The organism is Pseudomonas sp. PA1(2017) (genome assembly GCF_001945375.1).
Lineage (GTDB): Bacteria > Pseudomonadota > Gammaproteobacteria > Pseudomonadales > Pseudomonadaceae > Aquipseudomonas.
The window spans coordinates 1,087,116-1,104,415 of the sequence record NZ_MSXU01000009.1 but is presented as its reverse complement, the minus strand read 5'-3'; the positions used below and the strand labels follow the sequence as shown (position 1 = coordinate 1,104,415).

Genomic DNA, 17,300 nt, shown 5'->3' with positions numbered 1-17,300 from the left:
AGCGGTCGTTGCGCAGCAGGTCATGAGCGGTTCTAAGGGTTATCGGCAGCGTTGGCCGTCTCTGCAGGCTGCAGTGCTTTGATGAAGCTGGCCAGGCGCGTGGTCAGGCCGCGGGCCAGGGGCAGGTCGGGGTTATCGTAGGAGGCCAGTTGCGCCTCCATGTCCAGCGGCACGATGCGCAGCACGTGGTTCATGCCAGTGACGATCTGCAGCTCGGCACGCGGGTTGGCAGCGTGCAGCGCCTCGGCGTCCTGCACGCTGACCTGAATGTCGTGATCGCCCTGCAGAATCAGCGCCGGCACCTTGACCCGCGCGAAGGCAGCGGCCGGGTCCTGACGGAACAGGGAAATCAGGTAGGGCTGCACGCTGGTGCGGAACAGCACGGTCAGCTCGTCCGACACATGCGGCACCTGGCGGCCCTCGTGCAGGGCTTCGAGCAGCGCCTCGGCCTCACCACGCAGGCGAGGCGGCAGGCGGTTGCGCAGTTGTTCGCGCAGTAGCTGGTCGATGGGGCGTGCGCTGCCGGCGATCGATACAAGAGCATCCGCGCCTACCTGATTGGCCGCCAGGGTGGCGATCAGTGCGCCTTCACTGTGGCCGACCAGAATCACCTGGCTGAAGCGTTTGTCCTGGCGCAACTGATGCACCCAAGCCACTACGTCCGCCACATAGCGTTCCACGCTGAGGTCTCGCTCATGGGGCGTGGCGGCAAAGCTGGCGGCGATGCCGCGCTTGTCGTAACGCACGCTGGCGATGCCTTGCTGGGCCAGGGCCTGAGCCAGCTTGCGGTGCGCGTCGTTATGCCCGCCACCGGGGTTGTTGCCATTGCGGTCGGTCGGCCCGGAACCGGCCACCAGCAGTACCACGGGCACCGCTTCGCTGCGCTGCGGCAGTACCAGCGAGCCGTGCAACTCGCCCTGGCCGGTATCCAGGCTGACCGGTTCACGCAGGATGGGGGCGGCCTGAACCAGGCCAGTGAAGAGGGAAAGGGTCAAAAGCAAGGCTCGCAGCATGATGTAAACGGGTCTTTGATGGGCTCTGTTGGACGCTGGCATTTGGCCAAAGGTTCGCGCGCGGGTGATCTCGGCGGTTGGCTGGGAGTATACTCAGCGGCTTTCTTCATGGGCCTGCCTTTTCGCCGCAGGCTGCGGATCGAACTTCTCTGGAGCCTCGCGCAATGTCCGGCAATACCTTCGGCAAGCTGTTCACCGTCACCACGGCAGGCGAGAGCCATGGCCCGGCGCTGGTCGCCATCGTCGACGGCTGCCCGCCCGGCCTGGAGATTTCCCTGGACGACCTGCAGCGCGACCTGGATCGGCGCAAGCCCGGTACCAGCCGACATACCACTCAGCGCCAGGAAGCCGACGAGGTGGAAATCCTCTCCGGGGTGTTCGAAGGCAAGACCACCGGCTGCGCCATTGGCCTGCTGATCCGCAACACCGACCAGAAGTCCAAGGACTACTCGGCGATCAAGGACCTGTTCCGCCCGGCCCACGCCGACTACACCTACCACCACAAGTACGGCATCCGCGATTACCGTGGCGGCGGCCGCAGCTCGGCCCGTGAAACCGCCATGCGCGTGGCGGCGGGCGCCATCGCCAAGAAGTACCTGGCCAGCCAGGGCATCGTCATTCGCGGCTACATGAGCCAGCTCGGGCCTATCGAAATCCCGTTCAAGACCTGGGATTCGGTGGAAGAGAACGCCTTCTTCAGCCCTGATCCTGCCAAGGTGCCGGAGCTGGAGGCCTACATGGACCAGCTGCGCCGTGACCAGGATTCGGTGGGCGCGAAGATCACCGTGGTGGCCGAAGGTGTGATGCCGGGCCTCGGCGAGCCGATCTTCGACCGCCTGGACGCCGAGCTGGCCCATGCGCTGATGAGCATCAACGCGGTCAAAGGCGTGGAAATCGGTGACGGTTTCGCGGCCGTTGCCCAGCGCGGCACCGAGCATCGTGACGAGCTGACCCCGGCGGGCTTCGTGTCCAACCACGCCGGCGGAATTCTTGGCGGCATCTCCAGCGGCCAGCCGATCGTGGCTCACCTGGCGCTCAAGCCGACCTCCAGCATCACCACGCCGGGCCGCTCCATCGATGTGAATGGCAACCCGGCGGACGTGATCACCAAGGGTCGCCACGACCCCTGCGTCGGCATTCGCGCCACGCCCATCGCCGAAGCGATGATGGCCATGGTGCTGATGGATCACCTGCTGCGTCATCGCGGGCAGAACGCCGACGTGCGCGTGAATACGCCGGTGCTGCCGCAGCTGTGAGCATACCGGTGCGCGCCGGTAGCAGGGCCGGCGCTCTGTTCGCGCCGGCAGCCTGAGGCTTGCCGCCCATGGCTACACTGCCGTACTGGCGCCTGTCCGGCTTCTACCTCTTCTACTTCGCGTTGCTCGGCGCCACGGCGCCGTTTCTCGGCCTGTATTTCGCGCACCTTGGCTTCTCGCCGGCGCGTATCGGCGAGCTGGTGGCCATTCCCATGCTGATGCGCTGCATCGCGCCGAACCTGTGGGGCTGGCTGGGGGATTACAGCGGGCGGCGCCTGCTCATCGTGCGGTTGGGCGCCCTGTGCACCTTGCTCAGCCTGAGTCTGATCTTCGTCAGCCAGAGTTACGCCTGGCTGGCACTGGTGATGGCCCTGCATGCGTTCTTCTGGCATGCGGTGCTGCCGCAGTTCGAGGTCATCACCCTGGCGCATCTGCGCGAACAATCGGCGCGCTATGCGCAAATCCGCCTGTGGGGCTCGATCGGTTTCATTCTCAGCGTGGTCGGCCTGGGCAAGGCCTTCGACCTGTTGAGCCTGGACGTCTATCCCTGGGCGTTGCTGCTGATCATCACCGGTATCGCCCTGAGCAGCTTCTGGGTGCCGGATGCGCAGCCGTTGGCGTCCTCGCAGGCGGCGGGTCAGGGTGGTTTGCTGAGGCAGCTCAGGCAGCCTGGGGTGCTGGCCTTCTACCTGTGCGTCGCGCTGATGCAGCTGTCCCACGGGCCGTATTACACCTTTCTGAGCATCCACCTGGAACAGCTCGGTTACAGCCGTGGGCTGATCGGTATGCTGTGGGCGCTGGGGGTGGTCGCCGAGGTGCTGGTGTTCATGGCCATGGCGCGCCTGCTGCAACGCTTCAGCTTACGCCAGGTGCTGATCGCCAGCTTTGCCATCGCGGCGCTGCGTTGGGTGCTGATGGGCTTTCTGGCCGAGCACCTGAGCGTGCTGCTGTTCGCCCAGGTGCTGCATGCCGCCACTTTCGGCAGTTTCCACGCTGCATCCATCGCCTTCGTGCAGCGCAGTTTCGGCGCACGCCAGCAAGGCCAGGGGCAGGCGCTGTACGCTTCGCTGGCCGGCATCGGCGGCGCGCTGGGTGCCTTGTACGCCGGCTATAGCTGGAACGGCCTTGGCCCGCAGTGGACATTCGCCCTGGCGGGGCTGGCCGCGTTGGTCGCAGCCGTTATCATGGCCCGACGCACGGCCGAGCCGACATGACCCATCAGGCCGCCGCAAGGTGGCCGACACCAGACAGGAACTACCCATGAGTCGCCTGAGCGTTCACCACCAGTCCAGCCCGCAGATTCCCAACAAGGTGCTGGGCCATGCCGAGGACATCGCCAGTACCCTGGCGGCCGTCGGCATCGAATACCGCGAGTTGCCGCTCCAGGCGCGGGTGCAGGCCGGCGATGCCGGCGAGGCCATTCTCGCCGCCCTGGGCGAGGCGCTGGAGCCGCTCAAGCGTGCCGGCGACCTGAGCCAGGCCGAGGTGATCAGCATCGACCAGCGCCACTGGCCCCGTGAGGGCGACAAGCCGGTTCAAGCGCCGGTCGAAGTGGTGGCCGACGGCGCGCAGCTTTACCTGTTCCTGGCCGGGCAGGGCATGCTGAGCTTGCATGTCGATGACTACGTCTATGCCTTGGTCGGTGAGCGCAATGCGCTGATCAACGTGCCGGCCGGCACGCGTCACTGGTTCGATCTGGGCGAATTTCCCCACTGCGCGGCGATTCGTCTGTCTGCCGCCAACGCCGTGGCGGCGCGGCCAAGCGGTGCTGCCATCGCTGGCGACTTCCCGCGCATGGAAGACTAGTCGAACAGGCTGGCCTGGGGCCGCGGCACCGCGCCTTCGAGTTCCAGCAGCAGCTGTTTGCGCGGCAGGCCGCCGGCAAAGCCGGTGAGGCTGCCGTCACGGCCGATCACCCGGTGGCAGGGAATGATGATGCAGATCGGATTGGCGCCATTGGCCGCGCCCACGGCGCGCACTGCCCTGGGCCGCTCGATGCGTTGGGCGAGGGCGCTGTAGCTGTCGATCTTGCCGAAGGGAATCTGCTGCAGCGCCTGCCATACCGCCTGCTGGAAGGGCGTGCCCTGCGGGTTGAGGCGCAGCTCGAAGCGTTGCCGGCGGCCTTCGAAGTATTCATCGAGCTGGCGGCTGGCGTCATCGAGCTGTGAGCCAGCCTCGCGCCAGCCATCACCGATCTGCCAGGGCGTGCGCTCCACGTCCATCAGCAACTGCTGCAGACCGCGCTCGTCGCCGACCATGAACAGGCGGCCGATAGGGCTTTCCTGATAGCGATAGAGCATCCTCAGCCTCCCGAATAGTTGTGCCACAGATGCGCGGCGGCATAGGCGCGCCACGGCCGCCAGGCCTCGGCATGCAATTGCAGTTGCCGGGCGCTGATGCCAGCCGGGCCCCAGATCGGCGCCTTGAGCAGGCCCAGGTCACTGGCGGGGAAGGCGTCGGCATCGCCGAAAGCACGCAGGGCGATGTATTCGGCCGTCCACGGGCCAATGCCGGGCAGGGCGCACAGGCGCTGGATCAGCTCGCTGGCGCCCTGACTGATGTCCAGGCGCAATTTGCCGCTGGCCACCTGGGCGGCGAAATGCTGCAGGGTCTGCACCCGTTTGCCGGGCATGCCGATGCCGTCGAGATTGGCCGCGGCGATGGCCGCCGGGGTCGGGAACAACCGGTCGATACCGGCGGGAGCGCCCGCCAGTGGTTCGCCGAGCCGCGCCAAGAGCCGCCCGGTGATGGTGACCGCCGCCTTGACCGTGACCTGCTGACCAACGATGGCGCGCACCGCCTGTTCGAACGCATCGAAGGCGGTGGGCAGGCGCAGGCCGGGGTGGCGCGCGAGCATCGCTGCCAGATGCGGGTCGACGGCAAAATGTGCGGCGATCAGCGCCGGGTCGGCATCCAGGTCGAACATGCGCCGTACTCGCTGCGTGAGTTCCGGCAGGCAGGCGGATGCCGAGGTGCTGTGCTCCAGCCGCAGGGCATGCTCATCGGGCAGTGCGGTGACGCGAAACCAGCCGATGGTTTCTCCAAGGCGAAAGCTGCGGCAGTAATCGCGCTCACCCAGGTATTCCTGCCCGGCGATGGCGCGCAGCCTGAAGTGGGCGTGGAACTGTTGCCAGTCCCAGGGCGCCTGGTAGGGCAGAAGGATGGATTCGGTGTTTGTCATGGCGTGACGATAACGCCGGGGTGGCGCCTTGTCAGCGTGTAAAGTGACTTTCAAACCTGCTCACGTCCAACTTGCCGAGAACCGCTATCGACAAATTTTTCACATCCGAACGTACAGACTGCCGCCGCGCCGCTCGCCGATACAGGCCGAGCCCGCAGTAAACGTTTCTTGCGGATGATCGAACATGACCCCTACAGCAGTTCAGGGCACCCCGTCCAACTCCTTGCAGCCGATACGCAGCCAGTTGCTCTTCACTCTGTTCAGCGGCCTGGCCCTGCTGGTGATGTACACGCTGCTGCGCGTCGCCTTGCTGGCCTACAACCGCGAACTGATCGGCGACACCCCGAGCGCCGCCTTCGTCGAGGCCTTCTACAACGGCCTGCGCTTCGACCTGCGCGTGGTGGTCTACGCCTGCGCGCCACTGCTGATCGCCTTACTCAGCACCCGCGCCATGCTGGCCCGCGGCTGGCAGCGCCTGTGGCTGACGGTCTTCGCCAGCATCACGCTGTTTCTCGGCCTGGCCGAGCTGGATTTCTACAAGGAATTCCACCAGCGCCTCAACAGCCTGGTGTTCCAGTACCTGCAGGAAGACCAGGCCACCGTGATGAGCATGCTTTGGAACGGGTTTCCGGTAGCCCGCTACCTGGTCGCCTGGTTCGTCATCACCGGCCTGTTGTGGTGGATGTTCAGCCGCTTCGATCGGGCCAGCCGCACCAAGGTGCAGACCGGTGCGGGCGTCGCTCGGCCGAAGGTCGCCTGGTACTGGCGGGTGTCGGTGTTCTTTCTGTGCCTATTGATCGCCGTGATCGCCGCTCGCGGCCACCTGCGCCAGGGCCCGCCGCTGCGCTGGGGCGATGCCTACACGACCGAATCGATGTTCGCCAACCAGCTGGGTCTCAATGGAACCCTGACGCTGTTCACCGCCGCTCAGGCGACTTTCGGCCCGCACCGTGACAACACCTGGCAGTCGACCATGGAAGACGCCCAGGCCCGGCAGATCACCCGCGACATGCTGCTCACTCCGGACGAACAGTTGGTCGATGCCGACAGCGCTGCCGTGCGCCGCGTCTACACGCCGCCGAGCGATAAGACCCTGCCGATCCGCAACGTGGTGGTCATCCTGATGGAAAGCTTTGCCGGGCATTCGGTCGGCGCCCTCGGCGCACCCGGCAACATCACCCCGTATTTCGACAAGTTGAGCCAGGAGGGGCTGCTGTTCGACCGCTTCTTCTCCAACGGCACCCATACCCACCAGGGCATGTTCGCCACCATGGCGTGCTTTCCGAATCTGCCAGGCTTCGAGTACTTGATGCGCACGCCGGAAGGCTCCCACAAGTTCTCCGGCTTGCCGCAGCTGCTCGGCGCCCGGGGTTACGACAATCTGTACGTCTACAACGGCAACTTCCAGTGGGATAACCAGTCCGGCTTCTTCAGCAACCAGGGCATGACCCATTTCATCGGCCGCGAGGATTTCGTCGACCCGGTGTTCATGGACCCGACCTGGGGCGTGTCCGACCAGGACATGTTCGACCGCGGTGCCCTGGAACTGAAGAGCAATTACGGCCAGAAGCCTTTCTATGCGTTGCTGCAGACGCTTTCCAACCACACGCCGTACGCGTTGCCGGAGGATCTGCCGGTAGAGCCGGTAATGATCGATGGCAAGGAAGACCTGCACCGCACCGCCATGCGCTATTCGGACTGGGCGTTGGGGCAGTTCTTCGAGAAGGCCCGCAAGGAACCGTATTTCAACGAGACGCTGTTCGTGGTGGTGGGTGATCACGGCTTCGGTGGTTTCGACCAGGTTACCGAGATGGACCTGCAGCGCTTCAATGTGCCGCTGCTGCTGATCGCGCCCGGTATCCAGGAGAAGTTCGGCAAGGTCAGCCACACCGTCGGCACCCAGGTGGATATCGTGCCGACCATCATGGGTCGCCTCGGTGGCGAGACGCGTCATCAGTGCTGGGGCCGCGATCTGCTCAACCTGCCGGAGGGCGACGGCGGTGTCGGTGTGATCAAGCCCTCTGGCGGCGACCAGACCGTTGCTATCGTCACGGCCGAGCAGGTGCTGGTGCAGCCCAAGGACTTCGAGCCGCGTCTGTACCGATATCAACTTGGCGCCAAGCCGACCGCCACGCGCATCGAAGGCCCTATCGATGACGCGCTGAAGAAACGCCTGGAAGGCTTCTTGCAAACCGCCACCAAAAGCTTGCTGGACAATACGGCTGGCGTGGTGAACGGCATGCCTGACAAGCCAAAGCCCTGAGGCAGAAATGAAAACCGGCGCCTAGGCGCCGGTTTTCATTGGGGCAGGTGAGTGTCAACTGCAACCTTCTACGTAGAACACCGCAGGCGGCAGGCCGATGCGCCAACGGGTCACCACGCCATTGCTATCGGTTTCGAACACCAGCCGCGCGTCGCTATCGACATAGGGCGTGACGATGAAATCGGTGGCACCTGGCTCGTACTTGTTGGGCTGCTCCTCGAAACGGCCCGGGTAGGTGGCGCGAATCTGCTGGGAGCTGCTGCCTACCTGCAGGCCACGCGGTGCCTTGCGTTCGCGGCTGTCGATGTCGTAGCGCACGAACTGGCCGTTCTCGAGCATGAACGAGGTGCCGAAGCCCTTGGCTGGGCGCGGTTCCTGGAACAGCTGGCGGCAGGTGTCCGAACCACCGCCATCACGCAGCGAACCTTTCCAGGCGGCGCGCACGGCGGTTTCGTCGCTGCCGAAGCGGGCGCTGGCAAAGCCGGTGAACGGACTGAGATCCTCCTTTTCCTGCAGCTTGGGCGGACTGCTCTGGGCGGCGGAGGCGGTTTTGGCGGGGGTATTGCTGGCGTCGCTGCAGGCGCTCAGCGCCAGAATACTGGTCATCACAACAGCGGAAATTGAAAGCGTACGGTTCGCCATGAAAATCCAACCTTCGTCTCGAATGGGAACGGCCGCACCTGGGTGCGGCCGAATCTGTGAGGCATGAGACCGGTTGAATCAGGGCATTTGCATGCCGGGTTATCAGTCAGGAAGCCCGCTGCGTATGCAGGCTTTCCATCGCAGTCTCATGCTGCGTGGCGTTTGGCCACATTTTCGGGAAAAAGATCCCGGCTTTTATCCAGATGCTGATCGACCAGCCACTTGCCGTGGGCAATCGAGGCCTGTTGGGCCTTGGTGAGGTCGTCGAGAAAGGCGCCGTTGACGGGCAAGGCCAGGCGGCGCGTGGTGCGCCCATCTGGAGTGGTGATGCGGCAACCGCCTGCCCAGGGCGTGGGAATACCGGGGTGCTCCATGACCTCGGCACTGATGTGATGATCGCGGTAGGTGCACTGCAGCGTACTCATGGTGTGGTACCTCGTGGGTCTGGCCCCGGGCAGCACGATGATCTGGCGCTGCCGGCAGGGCGTGGCTTCACTCTCGGGTATAGCACGCTGATGTGGGCCGGCGCGGCAGGCCGACGAGCTGCGCCGAAGATAGTTGCATGACCCGGCGCGCACTGCGGTCTATTCTTTGAGGGCGTGCTGCGTTGATCGAGTACGTACCTTCAAGTCAGCTCGTACCAGAGGCCCCGGCCTTCGCGTCATCACGGTGCGCCGTGTGTTGCATGTTGAGACAGATCGCCGGTTCGACGGCGTATCAATTCCTCGTCCGATGGAGATCAACTATGAGCACGATTCTGCACGAAGATGTTGGTAGCGGCATTCTGCGCCGCATGAAGGAGGGCGGATTCGATTTCGCCAGCGTCCATCCCATCGAGTTCTATGCCATTTTTCCCGATCAGGATCAGGCTTTGAAGGCCACTCGTAACTTTCGTGGCGAAAGCCTGCATGCTCAGGTCACCGAGCGTGACGAGGGTGACTGGTATCTGCAGGTCAGCAAGGTCATGCATGTCACGCCCGCCGGCATCGGCGACTTCGCCCAGGATCTTGAATCCGTGGTGATTCCCCTTGGCGGCGAGCTGGACGGCTGGGGGGTAACCCAGCAGATCAGCGCCGCCAGCGCTCAGGAATAGCGTCGGGCAGCGCTATAGACCTTTTTCCCAGAGCGTCACCAGATCCCGGGGAGCCTGCTCCTCGGGAACGTTCAGCACCAGTTCCTCCTGCGCACGGCGTGCGCAGGTCTGCAGCTCGATACGATAGAAACGCTGGTCGCCACGGCCCACCGCATCGCTGGCAACGGGCAGGCAAGCCTCCAGCAATGAACATACCTGCCCGCGCTGGTTCGGGTCGCACTGAGCGAAATCGATCTCTCGAGGGCGACTCAGCGCAGCGACCGCCGCGAAGCCGCCTTGTCGGGAAATGCGTACCAGCGCCTCGTCGCTCAGTGGCGGTAGCTTGTTCATGGTGCGGCGCCCTCGACACCTACGTCGCTCCAGGCCTTGGCCACCGCAGCGGCCTCCGGCGAGCCCTTGCCGAAGCGCTGCTCGGCACGGTCTACGCACAGGCGCGCGAAGTCGATGAAGTCGGCGTCGTTGCCCAGACGCGGGTCACATAGGGCGTCGTACCAGATCGGCCCGGCTTTCTCCCAGGCATGACCGCCCAATGCCTTGGCAGCCAGGTAAAAAGCACGATTGGGAATGCCCGAATTGATATGCACGCCACCGTTGTCCTCACGGGTCTGCACGAAGTCGCGCATATGCCCTGGCTGCGGGTCCTTACCCAGCAGTGGGTCATCGTAGGCGCTACCGGGCGCCGACATCGAGCGCAGCCCCTGGCCGCTCACCGATTCGGTCAGCAGCCCGGCACCGATGATCCAGTCCGACTGCTCGGCAGTCTGCTGCAGGGCGTACTGCTTGGTAAGGATGCCGAACACGTCGGAGAGCGATTCGTTGAGGGCGCCGGACTGGTTGACGTATACCAGCGCTGCCTCGCTGTCGATGACGCCGTGGGTCAGCTCGTGGGCGACCACGTCGAGCGCGATAGTGAAGCGATTGAAAATTTCGCCGTCACCGTCGCCGAATACCATCTGCTCGCCATTCCAGAAGGCGTTCTCATAGCGCTGGCCGTAATGCACGGTGCCCAGCAGCGGGATGCCATTGCCATCGATGGAGTGGCGGCCGAGCACTTCCCAGAAGAAACGGTAGGTGGCGCCCAGCGCATCGTAGGCCTCGTCGACGGCCTCGTCGCCGCTGGCTGGCTGGCCCTCGGCGCGGGCGAGCTGGCCGGGTAGCTGCATCTGCTGCCCGGCATCGAAGATGCTGCGCTCGGGTTGGCCGGCCGCTACCGCGCGACGCGTACTGGCCACGCGCGGCTTGCCGTTGTTGTGCCTGAGCGAGCTGACGTGCTGCAGGGTATTGCGTGCGCAGTCGCGCTGACGCTCGGAGCCGTGGCCAATGATGCGGTCGAGGATGTAGGGCGGTATCAAGCTGTTCATCGTGCATTCCTTGTCCGGAAAAGCGGGTAGGCCAGGTGGAAAACTGACCTCTCAGAGGTGGGAACGCAATGCGCCGGCAATGTTTCTGCCGCACCGACATTTCTGGACAGAAGGGCATGAGAGAAAAGTGCAATGCTTTGCCGTCTCGCCTGTCTGAGATTTCACGGGGGCAGACATGCCCCGCCAGCCTGATTGAACGTGATGCATGGGAATCGCGCACGCGGTTCGCCTGAGTCTTCAGAACACGCCTCAAGATGGTGCAAAGCGGTTTCGGTTTAAAAATAAGTAGTTGATATTAAAAGAATAAAACCGCTGGCTCGGCGCTTGCAGTGATCGGGTCGAACTGGGCTGCAAGGAGTACAGCATGACCCGCACCTTTTATGACGAGATGCACCTGCCCGATGGTACCTGCCGCCCCCATTACCAGGCCTTTTCCCGCTGGCTGCAGGAAACCCCCCAGGACCTGCTGGACCAGCGTCGCCGCGAAGCGGATCTTCTCTTTCACCGTGCCGGCATCACCTTCACCCTGTATGGCGACGCGCAAGGCACCGAGCGACTGATTCCTTTCGACATCATTCCGCGCAGCATTCCTGCCAGCGAATGGCGCATCGTCGAGCGTGGCTGCATCCAGCGCGTGCAGGCGCTCAACATGTTCCTCGCCGACCTGTATCACGATCAGCGGATCATCAAGGCTGGTCTGATTCCGGCTGAACAGGTGCTGGCCAATGAGGGCTATCAGCTGGCGATGCAGGGCCTCGATCTGCACCGTGACCTGTATGCGCATATCGCCGGCGTCGACTTGGTACGCGATGGCGACGGCACTTACTACGTGCTCGAGGACAACCTGCGTACCCCCAGCGGTGTGAGCTACATGCTCGAAGACCGCAAGATGATGATGCGCCTGTTCCCTGAGCTTTTCGCCAACCAGCGCATCGCGCCCATCGATCATTATCCCAGCTTGCTGCTCGACACCCTGAAGAGCTCCAGCCCGCTCGACAACCCGACCGTGGTGGTGCTCACGCCAGGGCGGTTCAACAGCGCCTATTTCGAGCACGCGTTCCTGGCGCGGGAGATGGGCGTCGAGCTGGTGGAAGGCGCCGACCTGTTCGTACGTGACGACAAGCTGTTCATGCGCACCACCGCCGGCGCCAAGCAGGTCGACGTGGTGTATCGCCGTCTGGACGACGCCTTTCTCGATCCGCTGGCTTTCAACCCGGAGTCCATGCTCGGGGTGCCCGGCCTGCTTTCCACTTACCGCTCGGGCAACGTGGTGCTGGCCAATGCCATCGGCACCGGCGTGGCGGACGACAAATCGATCTACCCCTATGTCGGCGAGATGATTCGTTTCTATCTGGACGAGGAGCCGATCCTCAAGAACGTGCCGACCTGGCAATGCCGCAAGCCGGCCGAGCTGTCCCACGTGCTGGCCAATCTCAAGGGTCTGGTGGTCAAGGAAACCCAGGGCTCGGGCGGTTACGGGATGCTCGTCGGTCCTGCGGCCAGCAATGCGGAAATCGAGGCCTTTCGCCTGCGCTTGATCGCCCGGCCGGACGCCTATATCGCCCAGCCGACCCTATGCCTGTCGACCTGCCCGACGTTCGTCGAGAACGGCATCGCGCCACGGCACATCGACCTACGCCCCTTCGTGCTGTCCGGCAAGGAAACGCGCATCGTGCCCGGTGGCCTGACTCGGGTGGCGCTGCGCGAAGGCTCGCTGGTGGTCAACTCGTCGCAGGGCGGCGGTACCAAGGACACCTGGGTGGTGGAGGACTGAGCCATGTTGAGTAGAACCGCCTCCGACCTGTACTGGATGTCCCGTTACCTGGAGCGCGCAGAGAACCTGGCGCGCATGCTGGACGTCAGCTACTCGCTGTCGCTGATGCCCCAGGACGGGCGCCGTGATGGCCTCGACGAACTGGCGATGCCTCTGCTGATCACCGGCACCATGGAGGATTACCAGCAACGCCATGGCGCGCTGCACGCCGAGCGCATCCTGCATTTCTTCGCCCTGGACGCCCAGAACCCCGTGAGCATCTACAGCTGCCTGGGCGCGGCACGCAGCAATGCCCACGCCGTGCGCGGACGCATCACCGCCGACATGTGGGAAAACATCAATGCCACCTGGCTGGAAATCCGCGGCATCGCCGAGCAGGGGCTGGGCCGTTACGGCATCAGCCGTTTCTGCGAGTGGGTCAAGGAGCGCTCGCACCTGTTCCGTGGTGCGACCTTCGGCACCATCGTGCGTGGCGAGGCTTACCGCTTCATCCGCCTGGGCACCTTCATCGAGCGTGCCGACAACACCCTGCGCCTGCTCGACTCGCGCTACGAGCTGCTCGGCGAGGACGTCGACGATGCCGATGATCGGCCCGCCCACAGCTACTACCAGTGGAGCGCCTTGTTGCGCGCGCTGTCCTCGTTCGAGGCGTTCGCCGAGGTCTATCGGGGCTCGCCGGGCGCCCGCAAGGTCTCGGAATTGCTGCTGCTGCGCCGCGAAGTACCGCGCTCGCTCAGCGCGTGCATGGACGAGCTGTACCAGATGCTCGCCGGGCTACCCGGCGACAACGGCCGCCCGGCGCAGCGTCTGGCGGCCGAACTGAACGCGCGGCTGCGCTACACCAGCATCGATGAGGTGCTGGACGAAGGCCTGCACGCCTGGCTGACCGAATTCATCGAGCAGATTCACGAACTCGGCAGCGCCATCCACACGTCTTATCTGGAGGTCGCATGAGACTGTCCATTCGTCATAACACCAGTTATCACTACGAGGATCAGGTGCGGGCCAGCATCCAGTACCTGCGCCTCACGCCCCATGACAGCGCTCGCCAGCAGATACTCGACTGGCAGCTGGATCTGCCCCGGCCGGTTCGTGCGCAGCGTGACCCCTACGGCAACATCCTCCATGTGCTGACCCTGGACGAGCCCCACGAGTCGATCGTCATTGGCGCTCGGGGGCTGGTCGAGATCGATGAGTCGAGCGATGCCGAGCTCGAGAGCCAGTCGGCACTGCCGTTCCTGCGCTTTACCCGGCTGACCGAAGCGGATGGAGCGCTGCGTGATTTCGCCTGGACGCAATGCGCCCAGCGTCGTGATCGCAATGCGTTGATCGATCTGATGCACGGCCTCAACGACCATATTCGCTACCAGCCGGGTGCGACCGCCGTCGAGACCAGTGCCGCGCAAGCCTTCGCCGGGCGCCAGGGCGTCTGCCAGGATCACGCCCACGCCTTCATCGCCTGCGCGCGCAGCCTCGGTATTCCGGCGCGCTACGTTTCCGGCTATCTGGTCACTGACAATCAGGATCATCTGGCCAGTCATGCCTGGGCCGAAGCTTGGCTGGACGGCGCCTGGTACAGCTTCGACGTGACCAACTGCCTGGCCCGGCCCGAGCGTCATCTGAAGCTGGCGATCGGCCTGGACTACCTGGACGCCTGTCCGGTACGCGGCATGCGCCGTGGCGGCGGCAGCGAACGGATGATGGCGCGGGTCGACGTCGAGCCATTGCTGAGCGTGCAGGCGCAGTGAGTGGGGAGGGCGTAGTTCTTGCGGGCCCATTCATACCTGCATGGCTTGCGATATGAGGGTGATCGCTTCTAGCATGTCCGCTTTGCCCTAAGGAATAGGCCATGCTGGCCGAGTTGTTTGCTGTTCTGGCGCCGGTGATCATCGTCTCCGGCATTGGTTATGCCTGGGCCCGTAGCGGCCAGACTTACCCCACCGAATTCATCGCTCGCCTGGTGCTGACCATCGGCACGCCAAGCCTGGTGCTGGCCACCCTGAGTCGTACCGATCTCGACCCTGATGCATTTACCAGCATGGCCTTGGGCTGCGTGCTGGTCACCGGCTGCATGGGGCTTTTCGGGATGCTGTTCAGTCGCCTGTTTCGTCAGCAGTGGAAGGTGCTGGTGCCGGCGTTCCTGTTTCCCAATACCGGCAACATGGGCTTGCCGATCAGCCTGTATGCCTTTGGCGAACACGGTCTGGCGCTGGCCGTGGCCTTTTTCCTGACGCTGTCGATCATGCAGTTCAGCGTCGGGATCGCCTTGTCGGGCAACGCCGCCTCCACCAAGGATCTGCTGCGCAATCCGATCATGGTCAGCCTGCTGCTGGCGCTGCCGATGATCTTCATGGATCTGCAATTGCCGCGCTGGCTGGCCAATACCGTGGGTCTGCTGGGCGGCATGACCATTCCGCTGATGCTGCTGACCCTGGGCGTATCGCTGGCCAGCATTCGCCTGCATCACCTGGGTTCCGGGCTGGTGTTGGGAGCGCTGCGTATCGTGCTGGGGGCTGGCGTCGGCTGGGGTATCGGTGCGGCGATGGGCCTGGAACCGCTGTCGCACGCCGTGCTGGTAGTGCAGTCGGCAATGCCGGTGGCGGTATTCAACTACCTGTTCGCGGTACGCGCTAATCGCTCGCCAGAACAGGTGGCGAGCCTGGTGATGTGCTCGACGTTGCTGGCGATCGCCTGGTTGCCACTGATCCTGGCCTGGTGGATGCCACAGGTGGCCTGATCAGCCGATCATCCTGCTCAGGTTGGGAAGAATCAGCAAGACGGCGGTGGCGAAGAGGATCAGCCCTGCCTGGCGGAATTTCGGTTTCTTGAACATGGCCGTTCGCCTTTTTGATTGTTGTGATGGGCGCTGCTCGTCCCCAATGCCTCGGCAAAAGCCCGACGGCGTATGTATTGACTGTAGAGGGAGCGGATCAGTTTTTTAGATCGCTTGTTTATAAAGAAATACCAAAGAGCATCTGCAAGGATATGGAACCCTTTTTCATTTCCGTATAACCCCGGCGCCAGACACTAGACGCCCTACGGTGGGTGACCGTTAGCCAATGACCGTTCGTCCGGGTTTTTCACGCTAATAAAAAACCGGCCGCTTCAGGCCGTGTGAAAACGTAGCGAGCGAAGGTCAGGCAAGGCAAAAACCGGCGAAAAAGCGCAGTTTACGAGCTGTAAATGAGCATTTTGAGCCGGTTTTTAACGCCGCATGACCGAGCGCAGTAGTTTTCACACCGCCTGGCTTGGGCCGGTTCTTCAGGCAGGCTGGATCAGTTGTCCAGTTGCTCGCGGATGACCTTGCCGCTCTTGCCGTCCACGCGGAATTCATAGAGGCGGTTGTCCTGCTTGGTGCCTTCGCCTTCCCAGTAGCCGGCGTCGTCGGCTTCGATCTTGTGGATCTGGGTGAAGCCGGCCTGCTTGGCGCTGCTCAGCGCCTGCTCGATGCTGATCCAGTCGGCGCCTGGGCGGTCGGCCATGGCGAAGCCTGCGCTCATGGCGGCAGCGGCGGTAAGGGCAGTCAGGGTCTTCTTGAGCATCGTGGAACTCCTTCACTGATTAGGATGATTGCGCCCGCATTCAGGCACTGCAGGTTGGAGTCCGGCGCTTCGCTTAGGGTTCAGGTAAAACTGCCCTGATTCGGTGCCGGCACCGTCGCCCGGCTTGCCGCCGGCATAGGCAGAGCCGGGTGCTGCATGCTGGCTGCCAGCAGGGGCAGGGCAACGATCAGGTAAAGGCCGATGGCGCCCAGGGCGCCGTTGCGGGCGTAGCGGATGGTCTGGCTGTGCATGGCGATTGCGCTCGTCAGTGGCCTCGCGGGTCGATGAGGCAATCATCGGATCGTTCGCGCACGCGTAAAAGTGAATGCGGGTCATGACGGCTATCGAAAAGACTGATGACGCGATAACGGCATGCCTCTTGCCTTGATGCATCCGCACAGGCAGGCTTCGACTGCTCTGTTATTTTTTCAGGTACCGCCATGTCGCTGCAGATCTGCATTCTGGAAACCGACATCCTGCGCCCCGAGCTGGTCGACCAGTATCAGGGCTACGGCAAGATGTTCGAACGTCTTTTCGCTGGCCAGGCCATCGAGGCCAGCTTCCATGTATTCAACGTGATGCAGGGCGATTATCCGCCCGCCGATGCACGTTTCGATGCGTATCTGGTCACCGGCAGCAAGGCCGATTCGTTCGCCACCGATCCGTGGATCGAAACGCTCAAGACCTACTTGCTCGAGCGCTATCAGGCAGGCGACAAGTTGCTGGGCATCTGCTTCGGACACCAGTTGCTGGCACTGCTGCTTGGCGGCAAGGCCGAACGCGCCAGTGGCGGTTGGGGCGTGGGCATCCATCGCTATCAACTGACCGAGCAGCCTGACTGGATGACGCCAGCCCTGGATGAGCTGACGCTACTGATCAGCCATCAGGATCAGGTCACCCGGCTGCCGGAAAACGCCACGCTGCTGGCCACCAGCCCGTTCTGCGCCCACGCGGCCTATCGCATCGGTGATCAGGTGCTGTGCTTCCAGGGGCATCCGGAGTTCGTGCCCGAGTATTCCCGCGCGTTGCTGGACATTCGCCAGCAACACATCGGCGAAACCACCTACCGTGCAGCGGTCGATACCTTGCATCAGGATCACCATGGGCGCACGGTCGGCGAGTGGATACTGCGTTTCGTGGCCAATGGCAGGGCGGCCCAGCCGGCCTGATCTCCT

The 17,300-nt window shown here is 63.7% G+C and carries 19 protein-coding genes; 10 read left to right on the top strand and 9 right to left on the bottom strand.

The genetic code is table 11. The annotated features are described in order from the left end of the window. Positions 1 to 32: 32 nt before the first annotated feature. Positions 33 to 1,013, bottom strand: a complete 981-nt coding sequence (locus BVH01_RS11980) for a S9 family peptidase (RefSeq protein ID WP_083659462.1) — start codon at positions 1,011 to 1,013, stop codon at positions 33 to 35. Positions 1,014 to 1,177: 164 nt separating this feature from the next. On the opposite strand from BVH01_RS11980, the gene aroC reads away from it, so the two are divergent. The 3 genes from aroC (at position 1,178) to BVH01_RS11965 (ending at position 4,075) form a co-directional block, all read left to right on the top strand. Continuing rightward, entirely contained in the window at positions 1,178 to 2,269 is a 1,092-nt protein-coding gene (gene aroC, locus BVH01_RS11975; protein WP_075930523.1) for a chorismate synthase, read from the top strand. Positions 2,270 to 2,337: 68 nt separating this feature from the next. Continuing rightward, a complete protein-coding gene (locus BVH01_RS11970; protein ID WP_075930522.1) occupies positions 2,338 to 3,483 on the top strand; it encodes an MFS transporter in 1,146 nt (381 codons plus the stop codon). Between the two features lie 46 nt (positions 3,484 to 3,529). Continuing rightward, a complete protein-coding gene (locus tag BVH01_RS11965) occupies positions 3,530 to 4,075 on the top strand; it encodes a hypothetical protein (RefSeq protein ID WP_075930521.1) in 546 nt (181 codons plus the stop codon). Here the strand turns inward: BVH01_RS11965 and BVH01_RS11960 are convergent. Together BVH01_RS11960 and BVH01_RS11955 are read right to left on the bottom strand one after the other, a co-directional pair. Continuing rightward, positions 4,072 to 4,569: a methylated-DNA--[protein]-cysteine S-methyltransferase gene (locus BVH01_RS11960; RefSeq protein WP_075930520.1), complete on the bottom strand. Its 498-nt coding sequence runs from the start codon at positions 4,567 to 4,569 to the stop codon at positions 4,072 to 4,074. The genes BVH01_RS11965 and BVH01_RS11960 overlap by 4 nt on opposite strands. 2 nt (positions 4,570 to 4,571) lie before the next feature. Then, entirely contained in the window at positions 4,572 to 5,450 is an 879-nt protein-coding gene (locus BVH01_RS11955; protein WP_075930519.1) for a DNA-3-methyladenine glycosylase, read from the bottom strand. Positions 5,451 to 5,634: 184 nt separating this feature from the next. On the opposite strand from BVH01_RS11955, the gene BVH01_RS11950 reads away from it, so the two are divergent. Next, positions 5,635 to 7,713: an LTA synthase family protein gene (locus tag BVH01_RS11950; RefSeq protein ID WP_075930518.1), complete on the top strand. Its 2,079-nt coding sequence runs from the start codon at positions 5,635 to 5,637 to the stop codon at positions 7,711 to 7,713. A gap of 54 nt (positions 7,714 to 7,767) precedes the next feature. Here the strand turns inward: BVH01_RS11950 and BVH01_RS11945 are convergent, their stop codons facing one another. Together BVH01_RS11945 and BVH01_RS11940 are read right to left on the bottom strand one after the other, a co-directional pair. Continuing rightward, the gene (locus BVH01_RS11945; RefSeq protein WP_075930517.1) at positions 7,768 to 8,319 is read right to left on the bottom strand and encodes a hypothetical protein; all 552 of its coding nucleotides are present in this window, start codon (positions 8,317 to 8,319) and stop codon (positions 7,768 to 7,770) included. A gap of 182 nt (positions 8,320 to 8,501) precedes the next feature. Continuing rightward, complete coding sequence (locus tag BVH01_RS11940; protein WP_075930516.1) at positions 8,502 to 8,780, bottom strand: hypothetical protein; 279 nt, start codon at positions 8,778 to 8,780, stop codon at positions 8,502 to 8,504. Positions 8,781 to 9,100: 320 nt separating this feature from the next. Here BVH01_RS11940 and BVH01_RS11935 point away from each other — a divergent pair, with 320 nt between their 5' ends. After that, positions 9,101 to 9,448, top strand: a complete 348-nt coding sequence (locus tag BVH01_RS11935; protein WP_075930515.1) for a ribonuclease E inhibitor RraB — start codon at positions 9,101 to 9,103, stop codon at positions 9,446 to 9,448. A gap of 12 nt (positions 9,449 to 9,460) precedes the next feature. Here BVH01_RS11935 and BVH01_RS11930 read toward each other — a convergent pair whose 3' ends face one another. Both BVH01_RS11930 and BVH01_RS11925 read right to left on the bottom strand, forming a co-directional pair. Beyond that, complete coding sequence (locus tag BVH01_RS11930) at positions 9,461 to 9,778, bottom strand: protealysin inhibitor emfourin (RefSeq protein ID WP_075930514.1); 318 nt, start codon at positions 9,776 to 9,778, stop codon at positions 9,461 to 9,463. Next, positions 9,775 to 10,809: a M4 family metallopeptidase gene (locus BVH01_RS11925; protein WP_075930513.1), complete on the bottom strand. Its 1,035-nt coding sequence runs from the start codon at positions 10,807 to 10,809 to the stop codon at positions 9,775 to 9,777. The genes BVH01_RS11930 and BVH01_RS11925 overlap by 4 nt, the downstream gene beginning before the upstream one ends. Positions 10,810 to 11,173: 364 nt before the next feature. Between BVH01_RS11925 and BVH01_RS11920 the strand changes: the two genes are divergently transcribed. From BVH01_RS11920 to BVH01_RS11905, 4 genes are all read left to right on the top strand, one after another. Continuing rightward, positions 11,174 to 12,583: a circularly permuted type 2 ATP-grasp protein gene (locus BVH01_RS11920; protein ID WP_075930512.1), complete on the top strand. Its 1,410-nt coding sequence runs from the start codon at positions 11,174 to 11,176 to the stop codon at positions 12,581 to 12,583. A 3-nt stretch (positions 12,584 to 12,586) separates the two neighbouring features. Next, positions 12,587 to 13,537 (top strand): alpha-E domain-containing protein, encoded by a 951-nt coding sequence (locus tag BVH01_RS11915; protein ID WP_027905209.1) that lies wholly within the window; start codon positions 12,587 to 12,589, stop codon positions 13,535 to 13,537. Further along, positions 13,534 to 14,331 carry a transglutaminase family protein gene (locus BVH01_RS11910; RefSeq protein ID WP_075930511.1) on the top strand — a complete coding sequence of 266 codons (798 nt, stop codon included), beginning with the start codon at positions 13,534 to 13,536 and terminating at the stop codon, positions 14,329 to 14,331. The genes BVH01_RS11915 and BVH01_RS11910 overlap by 4 nt, the downstream gene beginning before the upstream one ends. A 101-nt stretch (positions 14,332 to 14,432) precedes the next feature. Then, complete coding sequence (locus BVH01_RS11905) at positions 14,433 to 15,320, top strand: AEC family transporter (protein ID WP_075930510.1); 888 nt, start codon at positions 14,433 to 14,435, stop codon at positions 15,318 to 15,320. Positions 15,321 to 15,858: 538 nt separating this feature from the next. Here BVH01_RS11905 and BVH01_RS11900 read toward each other — a convergent pair. Both BVH01_RS11900 and BVH01_RS24660 read right to left on the bottom strand, forming a co-directional pair. Continuing rightward, entirely contained in the window at positions 15,859 to 16,125 is a 267-nt protein-coding gene (locus BVH01_RS11900) for a PepSY domain-containing protein (RefSeq protein WP_075930509.1), read from the bottom strand. A gap of 80 nt (positions 16,126 to 16,205) precedes the next feature. Next, positions 16,206 to 16,376, bottom strand: a complete 171-nt coding sequence (locus BVH01_RS24660; RefSeq protein ID WP_168177280.1) for a hypothetical protein — start codon at positions 16,374 to 16,376, stop codon at positions 16,206 to 16,208. Between the two features lie 189 nt (positions 16,377 to 16,565). On the opposite strand from BVH01_RS24660, the gene BVH01_RS11895 reads away from it, so the two are divergent. After that, entirely contained in the window at positions 16,566 to 17,294 is a 729-nt protein-coding gene (locus BVH01_RS11895; RefSeq protein ID WP_075930508.1) for an amidotransferase, read from the top strand. Positions 17,295 to 17,300 lie beyond the last annotated feature (6 nt).

Bases quoted from the DNA above. Each gene is read 5' to 3' on its own strand.
- BVH01_RS11980 (WP_083659462.1), bottom strand. From the start codon at position 1,013: ATGCTGCGAGCCTTGCTTTTGACCCTTTCCCTCTTCACTGGCCTGGTT.
- aroC (WP_075930523.1), top strand. From the start codon at position 1,178: ATGTCCGGCAATACCTTCGGCAAGCTGTTCACCGTCACCACGGCAGGC.
- BVH01_RS11970 (WP_075930522.1), top strand. From the start codon at position 2,338: ATGGCTACACTGCCGTACTGGCGCCTGTCCGGCTTCTACCTCTTCTAC.
- BVH01_RS11965 (WP_075930521.1), top strand. From the start codon at position 3,530: ATGAGTCGCCTGAGCGTTCACCACCAGTCCAGCCCGCAGATTCCCAAC.
- BVH01_RS11960 (WP_075930520.1), bottom strand. From the start codon at position 4,569: ATGCTCTATCGCTATCAGGAAAGCCCTATCGGCCGCCTGTTCATGGTC.
- BVH01_RS11955 (WP_075930519.1), bottom strand. From the start codon at position 5,450: ATGACAAACACCGAATCCATCCTTCTGCCCTACCAGGCGCCCTGGGAC.
- BVH01_RS11950 (WP_075930518.1), top strand. From the start codon at position 5,635: ATGACCCCTACAGCAGTTCAGGGCACCCCGTCCAACTCCTTGCAGCCG.
- BVH01_RS11945 (WP_075930517.1), bottom strand. From the start codon at position 8,319: ATGACCAGTATTCTGGCGCTGAGCGCCTGCAGCGACGCCAGCAATACC.
- BVH01_RS11940 (WP_075930516.1), bottom strand. From the start codon at position 8,780: ATGAGTACGCTGCAGTGCACCTACCGCGATCATCACATCAGTGCCGAG.
- BVH01_RS11935 (WP_075930515.1), top strand. From the start codon at position 9,101: ATGAGCACGATTCTGCACGAAGATGTTGGTAGCGGCATTCTGCGCCGC.
- BVH01_RS11930 (WP_075930514.1), bottom strand. From the start codon at position 9,778: ATGAACAAGCTACCGCCACTGAGCGACGAGGCGCTGGTACGCATTTCC.
- BVH01_RS11925 (WP_075930513.1), bottom strand. From the start codon at position 10,809: ATGAACAGCTTGATACCGCCCTACATCCTCGACCGCATCATTGGCCAC.
- BVH01_RS11920 (WP_075930512.1), top strand. From the start codon at position 11,174: ATGACCCGCACCTTTTATGACGAGATGCACCTGCCCGATGGTACCTGC.
- BVH01_RS11915 (WP_027905209.1), top strand. From the start codon at position 12,587: ATGTTGAGTAGAACCGCCTCCGACCTGTACTGGATGTCCCGTTACCTG.
- BVH01_RS11910 (WP_075930511.1), top strand. From the start codon at position 13,534: ATGAGACTGTCCATTCGTCATAACACCAGTTATCACTACGAGGATCAG.
- BVH01_RS11905 (WP_075930510.1), top strand. From the start codon at position 14,433: ATGCTGGCCGAGTTGTTTGCTGTTCTGGCGCCGGTGATCATCGTCTCC.
- BVH01_RS11900 (WP_075930509.1), bottom strand. From the start codon at position 16,125: ATGCTCAAGAAGACCCTGACTGCCCTTACCGCCGCTGCCGCCATGAGC.
- BVH01_RS24660 (WP_168177280.1), bottom strand. From the start codon at position 16,376: ATGCACAGCCAGACCATCCGCTACGCCCGCAACGGCGCCCTGGGCGCC.
- BVH01_RS11895 (WP_075930508.1), top strand. From the start codon at position 16,566: ATGTCGCTGCAGATCTGCATTCTGGAAACCGACATCCTGCGCCCCGAG.